At 71.0% G+C, this 16,872-nt stretch carries 18 protein-coding genes and 1 riboswitch; of the genes, 9 read left to right on the top strand and 9 right to left on the bottom strand.

Features of this window, described 5'->3' with window-relative positions; translation table 11 throughout:
• Positions 1–16: 16 nt before the first annotated feature.
• Both RPQ07_RS02865 and RPQ07_RS02860 read right to left on the bottom strand, forming a co-directional pair.
• Positions 17–1,150: an IS630 family transposase gene (locus RPQ07_RS02865; protein ID WP_313942390.1), complete on the bottom strand. Its 1,134-nt coding sequence runs from the start codon at positions 1,148–1,150 to the stop codon at positions 17–19.
• Positions 1,151–1,238: 88 nt separating this feature from the next.
• Positions 1,239–2,162, bottom strand: a complete 924-nt coding sequence (locus RPQ07_RS02860) for a LysR family transcriptional regulator (protein ID WP_313942389.1) — start codon at positions 2,160–2,162, stop codon at positions 1,239–1,241.
• 83 nt (positions 2,163–2,245) lie between these two features.
• Here RPQ07_RS02860 and RPQ07_RS02855 point away from each other — a divergent pair, with 83 nt between their 5' ends.
• The 3 genes from RPQ07_RS02855 (at position 2,246) to RPQ07_RS02845 (ending at position 4,814) form a co-directional block, all read left to right on the top strand.
• Positions 2,246–3,178, top strand: coding sequence for an EamA family transporter (locus RPQ07_RS02855; RefSeq protein ID WP_313942388.1), 933 nt, complete (start codon positions 2,246–2,248; stop codon positions 3,176–3,178).
• Positions 3,179–3,366: 188 nt separating this feature from the next.
• Entirely contained in the window at positions 3,367–3,702 is a 336-nt protein-coding gene (locus RPQ07_RS02850; RefSeq protein WP_313942387.1) for a hypothetical protein, read from the top strand.
• Positions 3,703–3,854: 152 nt separating this feature from the next.
• Entirely contained in the window at positions 3,855–4,814 is a 960-nt protein-coding gene (locus RPQ07_RS02845; RefSeq protein WP_313942386.1) for a 2-dehydropantoate 2-reductase, read from the top strand.
• Positions 4,815–4,940: 126 nt separating this feature from the next.
• On the opposite strand, the gene RPQ07_RS02840 is transcribed toward RPQ07_RS02845, so the two are convergent.
• On the bottom strand, positions 4,941–5,324 hold the full coding sequence (locus tag RPQ07_RS02840) for a hypothetical protein (RefSeq protein ID WP_313942385.1): 384 nt from the start codon (positions 5,322–5,324) through the stop codon (positions 4,941–4,943).
• 216 nt (positions 5,325–5,540) lie between these two features.
• On the opposite strand from RPQ07_RS02840, the gene RPQ07_RS02835 reads away from it, so the two are divergent.
• The 4 genes from RPQ07_RS02835 to RPQ07_RS02820 all read left to right on the top strand — a co-directional run bounded on the left by RPQ07_RS02835 (position 5,541) and on the right by RPQ07_RS02820 (position 9,209).
• A complete protein-coding gene (locus RPQ07_RS02835; RefSeq protein ID WP_313942383.1) occupies positions 5,541–6,323 on the top strand; it encodes a sulfite exporter TauE/SafE family protein in 783 nt (260 codons plus the stop codon).
• A 158-nt stretch (positions 6,324–6,481) separates the two neighbouring features.
• Positions 6,482–7,747, top strand: coding sequence for a DUF4032 domain-containing protein (locus RPQ07_RS02830; protein WP_313942382.1), 1,266 nt, complete (start codon positions 6,482–6,484; stop codon positions 7,745–7,747).
• Between the two features lie 350 nt (positions 7,748–8,097).
• Positions 8,098–8,616, top strand: coding sequence for an AAA family ATPase (locus RPQ07_RS02825; RefSeq protein WP_313942381.1), 519 nt, complete (start codon positions 8,098–8,100; stop codon positions 8,614–8,616).
• 179 nt (positions 8,617–8,795) lie between these two features.
• Positions 8,796–9,209 carry a VOC family protein gene (locus RPQ07_RS02820; protein ID WP_313942380.1) on the top strand — a complete coding sequence of 138 codons (414 nt, stop codon included), beginning with the start codon at positions 8,796–8,798 and terminating at the stop codon, positions 9,207–9,209.
• A gap of 177 nt (positions 9,210–9,386) precedes the next feature.
• Here the strand turns inward: RPQ07_RS02820 and RPQ07_RS02815 are convergent, their stop codons facing one another.
• From RPQ07_RS02815 to RPQ07_RS02800, 4 genes are all read right to left on the bottom strand, one after another.
• Complete coding sequence (locus RPQ07_RS02815) at positions 9,387–10,397, bottom strand: ABC transporter substrate-binding protein (RefSeq protein ID WP_313942379.1); 1,011 nt, start codon at positions 10,395–10,397, stop codon at positions 9,387–9,389.
• Positions 10,398–10,406: 9 nt separating this feature from the next.
• Entirely contained in the window at positions 10,407–11,252 is an 846-nt protein-coding gene (locus RPQ07_RS02810; RefSeq protein ID WP_313942378.1) for an ABC transporter ATP-binding protein, read from the bottom strand.
• Positions 11,252–12,367 carry a FecCD family ABC transporter permease gene (locus tag RPQ07_RS02805; protein WP_413777693.1) on the bottom strand — a complete coding sequence of 372 codons (1,116 nt, stop codon included), beginning with the start codon at positions 12,365–12,367 and terminating at the stop codon, positions 11,252–11,254. Before RPQ07_RS02805 ends, RPQ07_RS02810 begins: the two co-directional genes overlap by 1 nt.
• Positions 12,368–12,456: 89 nt before the next feature.
• Positions 12,457–12,542: riboswitch (cobalamin riboswitch) on the bottom strand.
• Positions 12,543–12,618: 76 nt separating this feature from the next.
• Positions 12,619–13,605: a YihY/virulence factor BrkB family protein gene (locus RPQ07_RS02800; protein WP_313942376.1), complete on the bottom strand. Its 987-nt coding sequence runs from the start codon at positions 13,603–13,605 to the stop codon at positions 12,619–12,621.
• A 388-nt stretch (positions 13,606–13,993) separates the two neighbouring features.
• Between RPQ07_RS02800 and RPQ07_RS02795 the strand changes: the two genes are divergently transcribed.
• Together RPQ07_RS02795 and RPQ07_RS02790 are read left to right on the top strand one after the other, a co-directional pair.
• Complete coding sequence (locus RPQ07_RS02795) at positions 13,994–14,656, top strand: Asp23/Gls24 family envelope stress response protein (RefSeq protein WP_313942375.1); 663 nt, start codon at positions 13,994–13,996, stop codon at positions 14,654–14,656.
• The gene (locus RPQ07_RS02790; protein WP_313942374.1) at positions 14,653–15,006 is read left to right on the top strand and encodes an Asp23/Gls24 family envelope stress response protein; all 354 of its coding nucleotides are present in this window, start codon (positions 14,653–14,655) and stop codon (positions 15,004–15,006) included. Before RPQ07_RS02795 ends, RPQ07_RS02790 begins: the two co-directional genes overlap by 4 nt.
• 65 nt (positions 15,007–15,071) lie before the next feature.
• On the opposite strand, the gene RPQ07_RS02785 is transcribed toward RPQ07_RS02790, so the two are convergent.
• Both RPQ07_RS02785 and RPQ07_RS37755 read right to left on the bottom strand, forming a co-directional pair.
• Positions 15,072–16,469 (bottom strand): sulfatase-like hydrolase/transferase, encoded by a 1,398-nt coding sequence (locus tag RPQ07_RS02785; protein ID WP_313942373.1) that lies wholly within the window; start codon positions 16,467–16,469, stop codon positions 15,072–15,074.
• 161 nt (positions 16,470–16,630) lie between these two features.
• The gene (locus tag RPQ07_RS37755) at positions 16,631–16,720 is read right to left on the bottom strand and encodes a putative leader peptide (RefSeq protein ID WP_384438729.1); all 90 of its coding nucleotides are present in this window, start codon (positions 16,718–16,720) and stop codon (positions 16,631–16,633) included.
• Positions 16,721–16,872 lie beyond the last annotated feature (152 nt).

The following is a 16,872-nucleotide window of genomic DNA, read 5'->3' as shown; positions in this document are numbered from 1 at the left end:
CGCCCGCCGTAGCAGGTCAGGCGACGTTTGCCCTGCTCACGAGGGCTTTGAGGCGCTTGTCGGCGGCGTTCTTGTTCCGCCAGATGATGTAGCGGCGGATCATGCTGCCCTGGGCCTTGTGGGTGGGGTGGTCGGTGCCGTCGAGGGCAAAGTAGCGCAGGGCGGTGAACTGGGCCTCGATCCGGTTGAGCCAGGAGCTGTTGGTCGGGGTGTAGGCGATCTCCACGTTGTTCGCCGCCGCCCAGGTCCCGACCCGCTGGCAGCGTTTGGTGGTCAGGTGCGGGGAGTAGTTGTCACAGATGATCGCGATGCGTGTGCCGGCTGGGTGGAGGGAGCGCAGGTAGCGGCAGAACTCCAGGAACTTGGAGCGGGTCTTGGTCTTCTTGATGTGGCCGTAGAGCTGGTCTTTGCCCAGGTCGTAGGCGGCGAACAGGTGCCGCACGCCGTGCGGTCGGGTGTAGGTCGCACGGCGACGCGGCCGCGGTTCACGGTCGGGGTCTTTGTACTTGCCACCGCGTGCGGCCCACTGCCTGCCGGGGTGGGGCTGGAGGTTGAGCGGCCCGAACTCGTCCATGCAGAACACGACCTCGGGCTCGCCCGCCTCAGCTATGACCTCGCCGTCGGCGATGGCGTAGAGGTGCTCGACGCGGGCCTTCTTGGCCGCGTAGTCGGGATCCTTCGAGGTCTTCCAGGTCTTCAGGCGTTGAAGGGTGACGCCTTCCTCGCGGAGCAGGATGCGCAGGCCCTCGTGGCTGATGTCGTCGACCACCCCCTCAGCGACCAGGAAGTCGGCCAGCTTGACCAGGCTCCAGGTCGAGAACGGCAGGCCGTGCTCGACCGGCCTGGACTTGGCGATCTTCTTGATCTCGCGCCGCTCGGGAAGCGTGAACGTCCTGGGCCGACCGCCTTTGTACTTCGGGTAGAGCGAGGAGAAGCCGTCGGCGTTGAAGTTGTGGATGACATCCCGGACCCGGTCGGGGCTGGTGAACGTCACCTCGGCGATCTTGGCCACGTCCATGCCCTGGGCCGATAAGAGCACTATCTGGGCCCGCCGCCAGGTCACCACCGATCCGGTTCCCCGGCGGACGATCCGCAGCAGCCGTTTGCCCTCGTCGTCATCGATCTCACGCACCCGCACACGCTCGGCCACTCGCAGAGCATGACGCACAACGAGCCGCCCGGATCACCATCCGGACGGCTCGTCACAACAGGGCCAACGTTGCTTGATGCGGCACTAGCTAGAGACCGACACCCGTGATGGCGGTGGCCAGAGCCGTGATCGGTGGCCACGACCACTGGCCGGCACGCGCCAGCAGAAAGCTGCGGCGCTTGCCGGCCAGCGGATCCAGCGGGCGGAACGCGACGTCCGACCGGCTCCTCTCGATCCCCGATTCCGCGAGCAGCGCCACCCCGAGTCCGGCCCCGACCAGGCTGTTCACCAGGTGCAGGCTGTCCACGCGGTGGGCGATGCGGGGGGTGAACCCGGCGATGGCGCACACACGCTGCACCAGTTCGTCGTCGTCGGTCCCGCGGGAGTTGGCGATCCAGCCCGTCCCGGCGAACTCCGCCAGCTCGGACACCGCGACGGGCCTGCCGGCGTCCGGGTGGTCCACGGGGACCGCCAGGAAGAGCGGCTGTTCGTCGAACTGCCGGGCACTCAGCTCGGGCGGGAGGCTGCGCGGGACCAGGCTGTAGTCGTACACGACGCCGAGGTCCATCCCGCCGGAGAGCAACAGCCCCGCCGTGTGCTCGGGCTCGTGCTCGTACACCTCCGCCACCACGCGTGGGTACACCGCACGCAGATGCTCCAGGGCGGGGAGGACGACAGGCTCCACCGCGGTGAAGAAGCTCGCCAGCCGCACCCTTCCCACCGGATCGGCCACGCCCCGCAGCTCCGCTTGAGCCTCCTCCACCGCGGCGAGGATGCCCACCGCGTGCTCGACCAGCCGCTGACCGGCGGGTGTCAGCTGGACCCGGCGGCCGACCCGGCTCAGCAGCGGGACCCCGACCTCCTCCTCCAGGACGGCAAGGTGCTTGGAGACGGCCGATGTCCCGTAGCCCGTGCTCGCTGCCACCGCGGCCATCGTGCCCAGGCGGTGCAGTTCGACCAGGAGACGCAGCCGTCCCAGATCGGGCAGATGCTCGATGCCATCACTCGTCATCCAGCGATTGTCCACCGATAGTGGCCAAAGCGTCCACCATCGGCCCGTGGACAGAAACAGAGCCCGGCCGGTCCAATGGCCTGGTGACTGCCACCACCACCGCCGATACGACCGACGCAACCACCGGTGCCACGGCGCCCTCCGGGCCCCGTCTCATGCCGGGCCCCGCGCTCGTCCTCATCGCCATGGCCGCCCTGCACACCGGCAGCGCCCTGGCGACCGAGCTGTTCGGTTCGCTCGGTCCGGCCGGGACCACCTGGCTCCGGCTGACGTTCGCGGCCGTGTTCCTGCTGGCCTGCACCGGCAGGTCACTGTGGCGGACGCTGAAGACGACACCGCGCGCCGACCTAGTGGCCACGTTCCTGCTGGGTGCGGTCAGCGCGGGCATGATGCTCCTCTTCTCCGAAGCGGCCGCGCGGCTCCCGCTGGGGACGGCCACCGCGCTGGAGTTCCTCGGCCCCCTCACGGTCGCCGTCGTCGCGTCGCGTCGCTTCAAGGAGCTGACCTGGCTGGGACTTGCGGCCATCGGCGTCCTCCTGCTCACCTCCCCGTGGGCGGGCGCCACGAGCCTGACGGGCGTCCTGTTCGGTCTCGGCTCGGCGGCGTGCTGGGCGCTGTACGTCGTGGGTACGGCCCATGTCGGCAGCCGCTTCTCGGCGTCCCACGCCCTGGCCGTCTCACTCGCGGTCGCCGCCCTCGTCGCCGCACCGTTCGGCGCGCCCGGCGCTCTTCCGGCCCTCACCTGGCACACCGCCGCCGCCGTCGCCGGTATCGCGGTGCTCATGCCGCTCGTGCCGTTCCTGCTCGAGATGAAGGCGCTCCAGCGCATCGGCAAGACCACCTACGGCACGCTGGCCGGACTGGAACCGGCTGTGAGTCTGCTGGCCGGCGTGATCCTCATCGCCCAGACACCCACGTCGCTCCAGATCGCCGGCACCGCTCTGGTGGTTGCCGCGGGCATCGGCGCGACGCGGGCGGAGGCACGCCGGCGGACCGGCGGGCCGGCGGTCCTGTAGCGCGCCTGCGGACCGCTGGCCCGCCCGAGGCGCGTCCATTCGTGTGCCCATGTCCGGCCGTGCACTGGGTACGCGGTCCTCGGGGGAACCGATGACCTTGGCCCTCGCTCCTGCGGGGCGCCGGGCTCCTGCGGGTTCGCCCTCGGTGGAGGGCGGCCCGACATCCAGCGATTCGAGGCGAGACCCAGATGAACGATCACGGCACGGACGACGCCGCACCTCAGCGACCGCAGGACGAGCTCCGAAGGAACGCCGCCGAGCAGGGGGCTCGCGAGCGGGAGCGTACGGAGCAGGAAGCGGTGGTCGCCGCGGCGGAGGCGGCAGCCCCGACGTCGTCCGAGGGCTCGGACACCCTCCGCCGGGCACTGGCCCGTACGGGAGTCCTCGACGTGTTCGGCGACCAGGACGAGACGGTGGTCGGGGCTGTCGCAGAGGCGTCCCCGGATGCCGCCGCCGTGGTGGCGGGATGGATCGACACCGCTTTCGAGGCGGGCCGGGCCCGACGCCCGGACTCCCCGGCGTAGTCCGCACCTGCTCCGCGTACCGTCCGGAGCCGCGCCGGAGAAGGCTGAGGGTGCCGCGTACCGTGGCGGTCAGCCGTTGATCCGACCGAGCCGGTGCTCGGGCGCGGATTGTCCGGAGTACGCGGGTCGTTCACAGAGAAGGAACAGGCGTCATGCGTATTGCTGTCGTAGGTGCGGGGGGAGTGGGCGGGTACTTCGGTGCGCGCCTCGCGGCGGCCGGGAACGAGGTGACGTTCGTGGCCCGGGGCAGGCAGTTGGAGGCGATCCGCCGCAACGGGCTGCTGGTGCGAAGCCCCCTGGGCGAGTTCCGGGTGCACGCCGACGCGGTGGTGCCCACGATCGCCGACCTCGGCCCCGTCGACGTCCTTCTCATCGCCGTCAAACTGTGGGACACCGACGACGTGGTGGCCCAGCTCCGGAACCACGTCGGCGCGGGCACCATGGTCATCTCCCTGCAGAACGGCGTGCAGAAGGACACGGTCCTGCGTCGCGAACTGCCCGCGGAGGCCGTCGCCGGGGGCGTCTGCTACATCTCGGCCGCCATCCAGGAGCCCGGGATCGTCGTGCACAACGGCGAGATGCAGAAGCTGGTCTTCGGCGAGTACGGCGGTCAGGACTCGGACCGGACCCGGGCGTTTCTCGACGCCTGCCTCAAGGCCGGTATCGATGCCGAGATCAGCGCCGACATCGAGCGGGTCATCTGGGAGAAGTTCGTCTTCCTGGCCAGTGTCTCGGCAGCGACGTCAGTGGTTCGCCAACCCATCGGCGTGGTCCGTTCCCACCCCCGCTCCCGCGCCCTGCTCGGCGATCTCATGGCGGAGGTCGTCGCGGTCGGCCGCGCCGCCGGGGTCCACTTGGATCCCGCGTTCGCCGACGACCGGCTCACCTTCTGCGACAGCCTTCCGGCGACGATGACCTCCTCGATGCACCACGACCTGACGGAGGGGCACCGCCTCGAACTGGCGTGGCTGAGTGGCGCGGTGGCCGGTCTCGGCGAGGAACTCGGCGTGAGCACACCACGCCACCGGACCGTCGCCGACATCCTGGCTCCCTACGAACTGGGTGAACCGGATTCGGTCGACGAGTCCATCGACACCGACACCGACGCCTGAACGGGCGGCACGACCCGAGCGCACACCGGCTGCCCGGCCCATCGGCCGGGCAGCAGGTACTCGGGCAGGCTCGTACGAGGTCCGGGCGCACGATTCCGCGCCGGACGACCGCGCCGGACGGACGGATCAGCGACTGCCGTCCTTGTCGGAGGATTCCTGCGGGTCGACGCCGGTGAAGGCGGAAGCGTCCTTCTTGCCGCTGGGGCGCTGGGACTTTCCCCTCCGGCCGGTGTCGTGCATGCCCTCGGACTTCTTGCCACGGTCCTCGCCGCTCGTGGTCGTGCTGTCCACGGGCGTGCCGGCCTCCGAAGCCCGCTTCTCCCCCTTGGTGGACGCCCTGCGTGGCTTGTCGGCCTCGGGGGCGTACGTGTCGGGGTGGAAGGACCGGTGAGCGCTCGGGTTCGGCTGCTGGGACTTCTCGTCCACATCGGGCGACCACCCGTGCTGCTTGTCCCCCTCGTGTCGACTCGGCCCCTCGCCGTGCCGGGGCTGCCTGGGCTTGTTCGCCATCGCGAGACCTCTCGTAGATGTCGTATGTCCCAGTATCCGCCTTCTTGAGTGTTTGGTTCCAGGGGTGCCGGTCATGATGGCCCAGCGCGCGCAGTCACGCCGTCCGGCGTACGGCTGCCCCCGTGGCCGCCGAGATCACGAGGTCCTGTGCGTGACCCGCGCGAACCCGGTTGAATGACGCATCGGCGAAGATCGAGACCGGCGGAAGGGACCGCGGTGGACTGGTGGACGCTCCTCGGGGGCCTGGTCGCAGGGCTGGCCATCGCGGCGCTCACCGCGCCGGTCGGTGTGTCCGGGGCGGTGTTTCTCCTTCCGGTGCAGCTGAGCGTGTTCGCCGTGCCGAACCCCGCGGTCACCCCGACCAACCTGCTGTACAACGTCGTCGCCGGCCCGGGCGCACTGTGGCGCCACCGCACCGCCGGCACCCTCGGCGGTCCGCTGACGCGCCGCCTGGTGCTGGGCACGCTGCCCGGCGTCGTGCTCGGCGCCTGTATCCGGGTCTTCGCGCTCCCCGGCCCGACGGTCTTCCGGCTGCTCATCGCGTCCCTGCTGCTGCCGCTCGGGCTGTCCCTGTGCCTGCGCACGCTCAGGCCCGTACGGCAGCGGACCGTCGACGAACTGTCGGGTCCGGCGCTGACCGCCCTGGCCGTGACGGTCGGAACCGTCGGCGGGATCTACGGGATCGGCGGCGGATCTCTGCTGGGACCGATTCTGGTCGGCCGGGGCGTACCCGTGGCGAAGGTCGCCCCGGCCACGCTCGCGGCGACCTTCGCCACCTCCGTGGTCGGTGCCGGCGCCTACGCGCTGCTGTCCCTGGTCGGCTCCGGCACCATCGCCCCCGACTGGCCCCTCGGCCTCGCCTGCGGTGCGGGCGGTCTCATCGGCGGGTATCTCGGTGCCCTGCTCCAGCCGTACCTTCCGGAGTCCGCGCTCCGCGTGATGCTCGGCCTGATGGCAGCGGCCCTGGGCATCCTCTACGCGGTACAGGTCCTGCGCTGACCGGTGGCCGTGCGCCGAGGAGCCCGGCAAAGGACCGCGTCAACCGGCGCCGTCGAGCGACCGTTCGCCCGGCAGGCGCGGGACGCCCTGCCGGGCGACAGGGCGCGCAACCCGTACGTCACACTGGTGGCCCGTCACCGTACGACGCGAGGCGACCGATGGCTTTGCAGATCAGTGCCACCAACCCCGAGCACCCCGCCGTCCTGCTCGAACTGCCGTGGCATCTCCCGCTGGAGGAGTGGCCGGAGAAGTATCTGGTGCCGCTGCCGCGCGGTATCTCCCGGCACGTCGTGCGCTACGCCCGCGCCGGGGCCGAGGTGGTCGCCGTCAAGGAGCTGGCGGAGCGGCCGGCGACACGGGAGTACGAACTGCTGCGCACCCTGGCCCGGGTGGGCATCCCCGCGGTCGATCCGCTCGCGGTCGTCACCGGGCGCAGCGGAAGCGACGGGGAGCCCTTGGAGCCGGTGCTGATCACCCGCCACCTCAACGGGTCCCTGCCCTACCGATCCATGTTCGAGACCACCCTGCGTCCCACCACGGTCCATCGGCTCATGGACGCCCTGGCCGTCCTGCTGGTCCGGCTGCATCTGGCGGGCTTCGCCTGGGGCGACTGCTCCCTGTCCAACACCCTCTTCCGCCGTGACGCCGGTGCCTACGCGGCCTACCTCGTGGACGCGGAGACCGGTGAGCTGCACCGCCAACTCAGCACGGGGCAGCGCGAGTACGACATCGACCTGGCCCGGGTGAACATCATCGGCGAGATGCTGGACCTGGAGGCGTCGGGCGCGCTGCACCCCTCGGTCGATCCCATCGCGTTCGGCACCGAGATCTGCCGCCGCTACCACGACCTGTGGACGGAGCTGACGCGAACCTCGGTCTATCCGGCGGGCAAGTACCACTACATCGACCGCCGGATCCGCCGGCTCAACGATCTTGGCTTCGACGTCGCCGAGATGCAGATCCAGCACTCCTCGAACGGCGACACGGTCACCTTCGTGCCGAAGGTCGTCGACGCCGGCCACCACCAGCGCCAACTGCTGCGCCTCACCGGCCTCGACACCGAGGAGAACCAGGCCCGGCGCCTCCTGAACGACCTGGAGAGCTGGATGGTGACACAGGACGACTACGCACCGGGCGATCCGCTCGGCGCCCGGACGGAGGTGCTGGCCCACCGCTGGGTCCGCGAGGTCTTCAGGCCCACGGTACGGGCGGTCCCGCAGCAGCTCAGGGGCGCCATGGACCCGGCCGAGGTCTACCACGGGCTGCTGGAACACCGCTGGTATCTCTGCGAACGCGCGCAGCACGACATAGGCCTGGAGACGGTGGTCGAGGACTTCGTCACGCATGTGCTGCCCCAGACGCCGGAGGCGGCGAACGAGACCGTCGCACCGCCCGCGAGGGACACGGCGCCACCGTCGCCCTGAGTGTGTGGTGGTGGCGGAGGGCTTTCGCACCTCGTGACTGCGGCGGACCCTCAGGGACCCTCAGGACATTGCCGGCGCGGGTGCCCATCCGGCCGTCCGGACCCGCCAGTTCGCGGGCCGGAGTGGCCCACGGTCAGCAGCAAGCAGCACACCCGCGCAGCACGCAGCAAGGGGCCACAGCTCCGCCGCGCGGCGCACAAAGCCCGCGTTCGTCCTCCGCCGCCACGGGGGGAGTGCAGGAACTGCGTCGGCACCAGGCCGAATCGGCCGTCCAGGAGGGACCGCCGTGCTGCCCGGCCCTCTCGGCGGAGAGGGCAGGCCCTCAAACGGCGGCGGATAGCCTGCACCCCGTGAAACGCATCCTCGTGGCCGGCATCAGCGGGGCCGGGAAGACCACCCTGGCTCAGGCCGTTGCCGCGCGGCTGCACCTGCCGTTCCACGAGATGGACTCCCTGAAGTTCACCGGACCTGACTGGGCGACCGGCCCGGACTTCGTCGAGCAGGTGGCGGCGATCGCCGCCCGCCCGGGCTGGATCATCGACTCCCTCGGCTATCCGGAAGTGCGGGACCTGCTGTGGGAGCACGCGGACACCGTGATCTGGCTCGACTACCCGAGAGCCGTCGTCATGCCCCGCATCCTGCGCAGGTCGCTGCGGCGGACCCTGTTCCGTGAGCGGATCTTCGGCGGCAACGTGGAGACCGTCTCCGACTGGTTCCGCCGTGACCATCCGGCGTGGTGGGCCTGGTCGCAGCACGCCGCCCGGCGTGCGGAGATCGAACGGCGCACCCGCGATCCCCGCTTCGCACCGCTGCACGTCCTGCGTTTCGCGTCTCCCCGGCGCGCGGAGGAGTGGTTGCGGCAGGTGTGACCTGCCGGTTCCGGACCGGAGGGCCGCACAGCACCGGGACCGGCCGGTACCGCGAGCTGATCCAACGGCCACCCGAACCACGTCCTCCGCGAGCCGATGAGTTTTCTGATCGCCGCCCGTCTACTTATCCGAACGGCAGCCACCGCGGCGGCCGCGGACGCGAGAGCGGAGTGACGGACATGGCGCAGCAGGTCTACATCAACCTTCCGGTGAAGAACCTCGAGACGACGAAGGCTTTCTGGAGCAAGCTCGGGTTTTCCTTCAACGATCAGTTCAGTGACGAGCAGGGGGCCTGTCTGGTCATCAGCGACACCATCTACGCGATGCTCCTCACCGAGGCGCGCTACAAGGACTTCACCAAGAAGGCCGTCGCCGACGCCTCCACGACCAGCGAGGTCATCATCGCGTTGAGCGCGGAGAGCCGTGAGCGGGTGGACGAACTCACGGACAACGCGCTGGCGTCCGGCGGTTCGCCCGCGGGCGAGACGCAGGACCACGGGTTCATGTACGGCCGTTCCTTCCAGGACCCGGACCACCACAACTGGGAGGTCATCTGGATGGACATGGCCGCCGCCGGTGGCGACCAGGGCTGAGCTCTCACCCGAGGACATGGCCCGGCTGTGCCGTCAGGACGTGTGCGTGGTCGACGGCCCGGTGAGGACGACTCCTCGCCGGGCCGACGCACAGCGCCGCACACCTCGCAGGGCCGTCACGCGTGACCGGCCCCCCCCGGCCCCCCGGCGCCCCGACCGGCGCCCGCCGCCCAGGCCTCAGCCGCCGGCCGTCCGCAGATACGCGGCGAGCGCCTCGATCGCCGCCGGATTGCGCGGGCTCTCCACCAGGTCGACGTAGTCGAGCACGAAGATCTTCCGGTTCTTGACCGCGGCGACATGCGCCAGCGGGGGATAGGACAGCAGGAATTTCCGCTTCGCCTCGGCGCTCGGCTGCGCGTAGTCGTTGATGACGATGACGTCCGGGTTCTTCTCGACCACGCTCTCCCAGCCGATCGTCGTCCATGAGTCCGCCAGGTCATGCGTGATGGACGTGCCGCCCGCCTTGGTGATGATCTCCTCGGGCGCGGCGAAACGGCCCGCCGTGAACGGCTTGTCCTCGCCACTGTCGTAGAGGAAGACCGTGGGCCGCTCGGCACTCCGGGGAGTCCTGGCCGCGACGACGGCGATCCGCTTCTTGAAGTCGGCGATCAGCTTGGCGGCGCGGTCCTCCACGCCGAAGAGCTTTCCGAGGTTGGTGAGGTCGGTGTACAGGGCCTGGAGCGGCGGCATGATGCCGCGTGCCTTCTCGTTGCCGTTGCGGCAGGACTCGGTGAGGACGTACGAGTCGACACCGACCTTGCGCAGTGAGTCCGGCGTGATGCCGTCGCCCTCGCTGAAGCCGTAGTTCCAGCCGGCGAAGACCATGTCGGCACGCGCGTCGAGCACCACCTCGCGCGTGATCGTCTTCTTGGAGAGCCACGGCACCTTGTCGTATCCGGCGCGCCAGGGCACTCCGTTCAAGTCGCCCTTGTCGTCCGGCATCACATAGCCGGCCATGCGGTCCTCCAGACCCAGGGCGAACATGATCTCGGTGATGCCGACATCGTTCGTCACCACGCGCCGGGGCACCTTGTCGAAGGTCACCTTCCGCCCGCAGTTCTCGATGGTCACCGGCCCGGCGTCGCCCTTCGCGTCGGAGGGCTCGGACTTCTTCGCGCCGCACCCCGCCAGCGTCAGGGTGAGGACGGCGGCGAAGGCGGCGCAACGGCGGCGGGACATGACGGACATGAGGGTTTCCTATTCGGGGAGAGCGGCTTCGGGGAGCGCCGCGACGGGGAGCTGGGCCGGCGCGGGCAGCCGGTCGAACAGCAGCCGCAGGGCGCCGGTCTCGGGGTGGCGGACGCGATGGGCGCGCACCCCGAAGACGGTGGCGAGCAGTTCGGGGGCGAGCACCTCGTCCGGCGGGCCCGAGGCGACGACGGAGCCCTGGCAGATCACGTACAGCAGATCGCAGTACTCCGCCGCGAGGTTGAGGTCGTGCAGCGCGGTCAGCACGGTCACCGCACGGTCGGAGCCGGGCGGCCGCCAGTCGCGTACCAGCGCCAGGAGGTCCAACTGGTGGGCGATGTCCAGGTGGTTGGTCGGCTCGTCGAGCACCAGCACGCGCGGCGACTGTGCGAAGGCGCGGGCCATCAGCACCCGTTGCCGTTCACCGCCGGAGAGGGTGAGAAAGGTACGGTCCGCCAGATGCCCCGCACCGGCCCGGTCGAGCGCCTCGGAGCAGACCGCGATGTCGCTCGCCGACGGCCGGCCCAGCGCGGAGGCGCGCTGGTGGGGCAGTCGGCCCATGGCGACCACCTCGGCGACCGTGAAGTCGAACTCCGGGGCCGAGTCCTGAGGGAGGGCGGCGACACCCCGGGCCGCGGCCCGCGCGTCCATGGTGTGCAGGTCCTCGCCGTCGAGACGCACCACGCCGTCCGCGGGCCTCAGCGCCCGGTAGACACAGCGCAACAGGGTCGACTTGCCACTGCCGTTGGGACCCACAAGGCCGACCACCTGACCCGCGGCGACCCCCAGATCGATGTCCCGCAGCAGGCGGGCACCCCCGATGTCGACCGACAGCCTCTCGATGTCGACCCGCATCATCGGCCCCCGAACGCATAGCCACGACGGCGCATCAGCACCAGGAACAGAGGCACGCCGACCACAGCGGTGATCACACCCACCGGGAGTTCGGCGGGCGCGAGCAGCAGTCGGGACAGGATGTCCACCCACACCAGCAGCACCGCACCCATCAGCGGCGCGACAGCCAGTACCCGCCGGTGGTCGGCGCCGACCAGCATCCGGACGAGGTGCGGAACCATCAGACCGACGAAGCCGATCGCACCGCTCACCGCGACCACGGCGGCCGTGACCCCGGCCGTGACGACGAACAGCTCACGGCGCAGCCGCTCGGGGTCCACTCCCAGCGCGGCCGCGGTCTCGTCGCCCATGGCCAGCGCGTTGAGCCGGCCCGAGGACAGAGCGAGATACGCCAGCCCCGCGGCCACCGTCGCCGCCGCGATCGGCAGCGCGTTCCACGACGCGCCGCTCAGACTGCCCAGCAGCCACATCAGGGCGGACCGTGCGGCCTCGCCGCGTTCCGCGCCGAACACCATCAGGGTGGTGACGGCCGAGAAGCCGTACGACATGGCCGTCCCGGTGAGGATGAGCCGCAGCGGGGTCAGACCGTGCGCGCTGCGGGCCACCGCGTAGACCAGGGTCATGGCCGCGAGCGCGGAGGCGAAGGCGGAGACGGACAGCGCCCAGATCCCGAGTGCCGCGAAGGTGCCGAAGAGGATCACCGCGTTGGCGCCCACAGCCGCGCCGTAGGAGATGCCGAGGACGAAGGGGTCGGCGAGCGCGTTGCGCACCATCGCCTGGACGGCGACGCCCGTCGTGGCCAGGCCCGCACCGACGACGGCCGCGAGCAGGGTGCGGGGGAAACGGATCTCCCAGACGATGCTGTAGGCCGCCGTCTCGTCCGCGCCCAAGGTCCCGCCGGTCAGCCCGGCCCACAGCAGTCGCAGCACCTCACCCCACGTCAGATCCGAGGCTCCCAGTGCCACTCCGCACACGAGGGACAACAGCAGGGCAGCCGCAAGACCGACGGCGAGCGGCCCGGAAGGCGTCCGGCGCGGTGGACCGGCCCCCGGAGACTTCACGGGCGTGGCGGTGGCTGCGGACACGCGCGGTCCTTCGGATCGGGCCGCGGGCATACCTGAGCAAGGGCGGCCCGCACGGCACGAGGCGCGCGGTTTCCCTCTCGCAGTCCACGGCGAGCAGTGGGGAGTTCCGTACGCTCCATGGGTAACCGGGCTTGCACGTCGCCCTGTTCACCGGGCGACATGCTTACCGTTGCGGGTCAGCGCCGGACTCTCACCGGACTTCCCCCACGGGACGCCTGCGCAGCGTAGCAAGGGGCCGTACGTGGGCCGCAACAGGGCGACCGGCCCGCGTACGGCCCGCGCTACGAGGTCGACGCGGCTGCCGGACCCGGCTCCGGCGCCGGTGCACGCTCCGCCAGCCGGTGCAGTTCGGCGGTGAACTGGGCGCCGGCGAGCAGCGCCAGGTTCGACACCCACAGCCAGATCAGGAAGACGACGATCCCGGCCAGCGAGCCGTACAGCCTGCTGTAGGTGCCGAATCCGGAGACGTAAGCCGTGAAGCCGGCGGAGGCGGTGAGCCAGAGCAGGCCGGCGAGCACACCACCGGGCAGGGCATGCCGCAGACAGCGCGCGGACGTCGGTCCCGTACGGAAGAGGACCATCACCAGAACCGCGACGAGCGCGACGAGGACCGGCCACTTCAACAGACTCCAGGCCGCCGCGCCGCCCTCGCCGATGCCGGCCCACCGGCCGAGCGTGGCCGCCAGCGAACCGCTGGTCACCAGGACGACCGCACTGACGACCAGCAGGCCCAGCACGGTGATCGCCATCAGCACGATCCGGTAGGCAGTACGCAGGGCGGGCCGTGTGTCCTCGGTGCCGTGGAGGGCATGCAGCGCCCGCCGGAAGACGGCCACATAGCTGGACGCGGACCACAGGGCGCTGACACCGCCCGCTGCCACGAGGGTGAGCGCGGCGGACCGTTCCGCGGCCATCCCGCGCAGCGCCTCCTGGAGCGCGCTGCCCGCTTCGGCGGGCGCCCAGGCCGTGACATGGGCGATCAGCGTCTCGGTGGTGGTGTCGCTGACCAGCCCGATGACGGAGACGGAGACGAGGAGGGCGGGCAGCAGGGCGAGAATCGCGTAGTAGGTGAGCGCCGCCGCCCAGTCGGACACGTCGTCGTTCCACATCGACACCGGTGTGCGGCGCAGCGCTGCTCGCCGCTGCGACCAGGCGGTGTGGGCGGGCGGGGTCGCGCAGGGCTTCGCCGGGGCTGCGGCCGCGGGGGCGGAAGCGGCCGGCCCGAGGCCGAGGCCGATGCCGTCGGGGGCGGGGACGCGCCGTGTCATGGCGTTGCCTCTCAGGGTGCGTGGTGCGGGGGAGCGGCTGTGATCATGTCATTCGTGGTGAAGGGCCCGGTCCGGCGACAGAGCCCTGACCTCCGTGTGCCCCCGCCACGGCAATGTCCTCGTCACAGAGGTGACGGCATTCGGTGTGTTCAGTGGATACGGTGCACCCGGGGGCACCGGCCGCGCGGATCCGCCGCGCGGTCGCGGAACGTCCGCACACTCCTCGGGACCGTTCCTCGTGCCGCGTCACGCGGTCGTCGGGCGTGTCCATGGACAGACGAGGTGAGCACGTGGCCATGGCCGAGAAGACGGGCCTCGACCGGCAGATGGTCAGCGCGCGCGGCGTCCGCGCACGCCGCCGTCCGACGCGGGAGGGGGTTGCAGGGCGATGACCCAGAACCCTCACGCCCCTCATGAGCAGGACGGTCCCGGCAGGGAAGAGACGCGGGACGTCGATCTCCTGCCGTGCGGGCGCGACCTGTTCCGGACCGTCGAGCAGGGGCAGAGCGAGCAGTCCGATGCGCATGCCCGCTCCTGCCCGTACTGCGCGGCCGTACTGAGCGAAACCGCCCTGCTGAACGAGGTCGTACGCCGTGCCGGGGACGGCGGTTCCGCCGGCGGCGACGCCGACGCCGGCGACGACACAGACCGGAACGCACGGATCATGGACGTGGTGCGCCTGGAGCTGAGCCCCGGCAGGAACCTCCCGCTCGGCGGGAGAGACGAGGACACGTGGATCACCGAGGCGGCCACCGCCCGGACCTTCCGGGCCGCGGCCGCGTCACTCACCGGCGTCCACATCGGCGACTGCGTGATCCGTCCGCTCGACGCGGCGGATCCGGGGCCGGCCCGGTGGCCGCGCGGTCCGGTCCACGTCCGGCTGGACGCCGTCGTGGCGAGGACGTGGGACCTTCAGGACGTCGCCGCACGCATCCGGGGGCGCATCACCTCGGCGGCCGACACGGAACTGGGCATGGACGTCGCTGTCATCGACGTACGGATCGCCGACATCCTCGACCCCGAGGCCGGCGACGAAGGGGGAGAGCGATGACGGACAGCAAGCCGTCCGCGCAACTGGCGGACGCCATCACCACCGCGGTCCTGAGCACCCGGGGCGTGGCGTTTCTGCGCCCCGGGCTCACCGACCTCCTCATCGCCTCGTCCGGCTCCGGATGGGGCCGCCCGGCCGGTGACACCACCAGAGCCGGCGGGGGAGTGCGTGTCGTGCGCCAGCAGGAGTCCGAGGCCTGGACCGTGGAGGTCACCATCGTCCTGCGGCGCGGCCACCGTGCGCTGGACGTCACCCGGGCGGTGAGGGCAGCCGTCGCGGAGACGGTCCGCCCCGCGCGCGGCCCCTCGGTGCCGGTGCATGTGACGGTGACGGTCAGCGGGGTGGTCTGAGCCCAGGCGCGCGGTGGTGCGCTGCGGGCCTCCGACCTCGGCCCCGCTGCCCGTCGATGTGCCCCCTACGCCGGATACTGCAGCAGTCCGGCGTCCGTGCGTTCCCAGGCCGCCTTGAGCTCGCGCAGCAACTCCGGCCGCAGCGCGGCCTTGTCGGCCTGTTCGCGTACGTCCGATGCCAGATGGAAGAGCTGGTCCTGGCCGCTCCGGCCCCGGTAGTACTTCCACTCCCCGCGCCGCAGGGCCCGCTCTCCGCGCACCCGCCAGAACAACTCCCGCTGCGCGGCGGGTTCTTCGCCCCGCCGCAGATACCCGGCCAGACTGGTGCCGTCGAGCGGGTAGGCACGATGCGGCCGGGCGCCGCCCAGTTCCAGCAGCGTCGCTGTCCAGTCCGGGGTGAACACGGGCACACGGCTGACCTGACCGCCGTCGACCGCGGCCGGCCAGCGCAGCACGGTCGGCACCCGGATGCCGCCCTCCTGCAACGATGCCTTGTTGCCGCTCAGCGGCCAGTTGTAGGAGAACCGCTCACCGCCGTTGTCGCTGGCGAAGACGACCAGGGTGTCCCGCTCCTGCCCCGATCTGCGGAGCGCGGCGAGCACCTGCCCCACGGACCGGTCGAGGTCCTCGACCATCTCCGTGTACTTCTCGATGGACCCGCCGTCGGCGTGCCACAGCGCCCGCCCGTCGCCGGCCTTGATCCTGCGGACGATCTCGGCGCTCTCCCGTGTGTCCCCGTCCGCGATCCAGGGCCAGTGCGGGGTGGTGAAGTTCAGATTGAGCAGCCACGGCCGCTCGTGGTCGCGCTGTACGTACTCGCTCGCGCGCTCGGTCAGGATGCGGGTGTAGTACCGCAGGTCCCGGTACTCGGCATCGCCCTCGTAGAGGTCGTACGCACCGCCGAGCCCGAGCTTAGAGTAGTACTCCAGAGCTCCGCCGAAGTTCCCGAAGAACTCGTCCCAGCCGGACCTGGTGGGCGAGTAGTCCGGCAGATAGCCGCAGTGCCACTTGCCGATCAGCGCCGTCGCGTAGCCGGCGTCCCCCAGCAGCGAGGCGAGGGTGGGATGGGTCGGTTCGAGCCCCACGGACCGGTCCGCGATGGGCTCCGCAAGCCCGCCCTTGGTGCGGCCCGGATAGCGGCCCGTATAGAGGGAGAACCGGGTCGGCGAGCAGGTCGCGGACCCGGAGTAGGCGTCGGTGAAGCGCACACCCTGCCGGGCGAGCCGGTCGAGATGGGGCGTCCTGATGTGGGGGGACCCGTACGAGGACAGGTCGGCCCAACCGAGGTCGTCGCCCAGGATGAAGAGGATGTTGGGCCTGCGGGAAGGGCGTCGCGGGGCGGCTGTGAACGGTCGTTCGGCGGCCTGTGCCTCACCCGCGGTCACCCCCACAGCGGCGGCCGCGCCGGCGCCGATGACCCCGCCGAAGGTGCGACGGGACAGCTTGGATGCACGTGAAACCATGACGTCTCCAGACAAACAGACCTGCCCGTGTCGGATCGCCGCGCACCTGCGGACAGGGTCCTCGGGCGTGGGAGGGCAGGGCGAAGGAAGCGGCGGCCGTGGTGGCCGGTCAGACGGATACAGGGAGTTCAGCGCTCGGAGCCACAGGGCTCAGACGCGACTCAGACGCAACAGATGGCGCTCGCTACACGGACCAGGTCGACGTGGCGGCGCTCCACGAGCGTGACCGTGCGGTCACCGAGGGGCTGCATGATCGGGGAGCCTGTCCCACACCCCGCGCACCTGTCAACGCCTGTCCGCGGGCCGGAACGCCGTGGGCCCGCTGGGGGACGCCGGCCGGGAGGACTCCGAGTCCGCGGGACGGCGGTGCAGATTCGTGTTTCGGGGAAGGCGGGTGAAGGAT

Source organism: Streptomyces sp. AM8-1-1 (assembly GCF_032229325.1).
Classification (GTDB): domain Bacteria; phylum Actinomycetota; class Actinomycetes; order Streptomycetales; family Streptomycetaceae; genus Streptomyces; species Streptomyces achmelvichensis.
The sequence above is the reverse complement of the archived record's forward strand: the minus strand, read 5'-3'. Positions and strand labels throughout refer to the sequence as shown.

Coding starts and splice junctions, on each gene's coding strand:
- RPQ07_RS02840 (WP_313942385.1), bottom strand. CDS start 5,324: ATGGCGAACAAGCCCAGGCAGCCCCGGCACGGCGAGGGGCCGAGTCGA.
- RPQ07_RS02850 (WP_313942387.1), top strand. CDS start 3,367: ATGAACGATCACGGCACGGACGACGCCGCACCTCAGCGACCGCAGGAC.
- RPQ07_RS02790 (WP_313942374.1), top strand. CDS start 14,653: ATGACGGACAGCAAGCCGTCCGCGCAACTGGCGGACGCCATCACCACC.
- RPQ07_RS02810 (WP_313942378.1), bottom strand. CDS start 11,252: ATGCGGGTCGACATCGAGAGGCTGTCGGTCGACATCGGGGGTGCCCGC.
- RPQ07_RS02800 (WP_313942376.1), bottom strand. CDS start 13,605: ATGACACGGCGCGTCCCCGCCCCCGACGGCATCGGCCTCGGCCTCGGG.
- RPQ07_RS02795 (WP_313942375.1), top strand. CDS start 13,994: ATGACCCAGAACCCTCACGCCCCTCATGAGCAGGACGGTCCCGGCAGG.
- RPQ07_RS02805 (WP_413777693.1), bottom strand. CDS start 12,367: ATGCCCGCGGCCCGATCCGAAGGACCGCGCGTGTCCGCAGCCACCGCC.
- RPQ07_RS02820 (WP_313942380.1), top strand. CDS start 8,796: ATGGCGCAGCAGGTCTACATCAACCTTCCGGTGAAGAACCTCGAGACG.
- RPQ07_RS02860 (WP_313942389.1), bottom strand. CDS start 2,162: ATGACGAGTGATGGCATCGAGCATCTGCCCGATCTGGGACGGCTGCGT.
- RPQ07_RS02785 (WP_313942373.1), bottom strand. CDS start 16,469: ATGGTTTCACGTGCATCCAAGCTGTCCCGTCGCACCTTCGGCGGGGTC.
- RPQ07_RS02815 (WP_313942379.1), bottom strand. CDS start 10,397: ATGTCCGTCATGTCCCGCCGCCGTTGCGCCGCCTTCGCCGCCGTCCTC.
- RPQ07_RS37755 (WP_384438729.1), bottom strand. CDS start 16,720: ATGCAGCCCCTCGGTGACCGCACGGTCACGCTCGTGGAGCGCCGCCAC.
- RPQ07_RS02830 (WP_313942382.1), top strand. CDS start 6,482: ATGGCTTTGCAGATCAGTGCCACCAACCCCGAGCACCCCGCCGTCCTG.
- RPQ07_RS02845 (WP_313942386.1), top strand. CDS start 3,855: ATGCGTATTGCTGTCGTAGGTGCGGGGGGAGTGGGCGGGTACTTCGGT.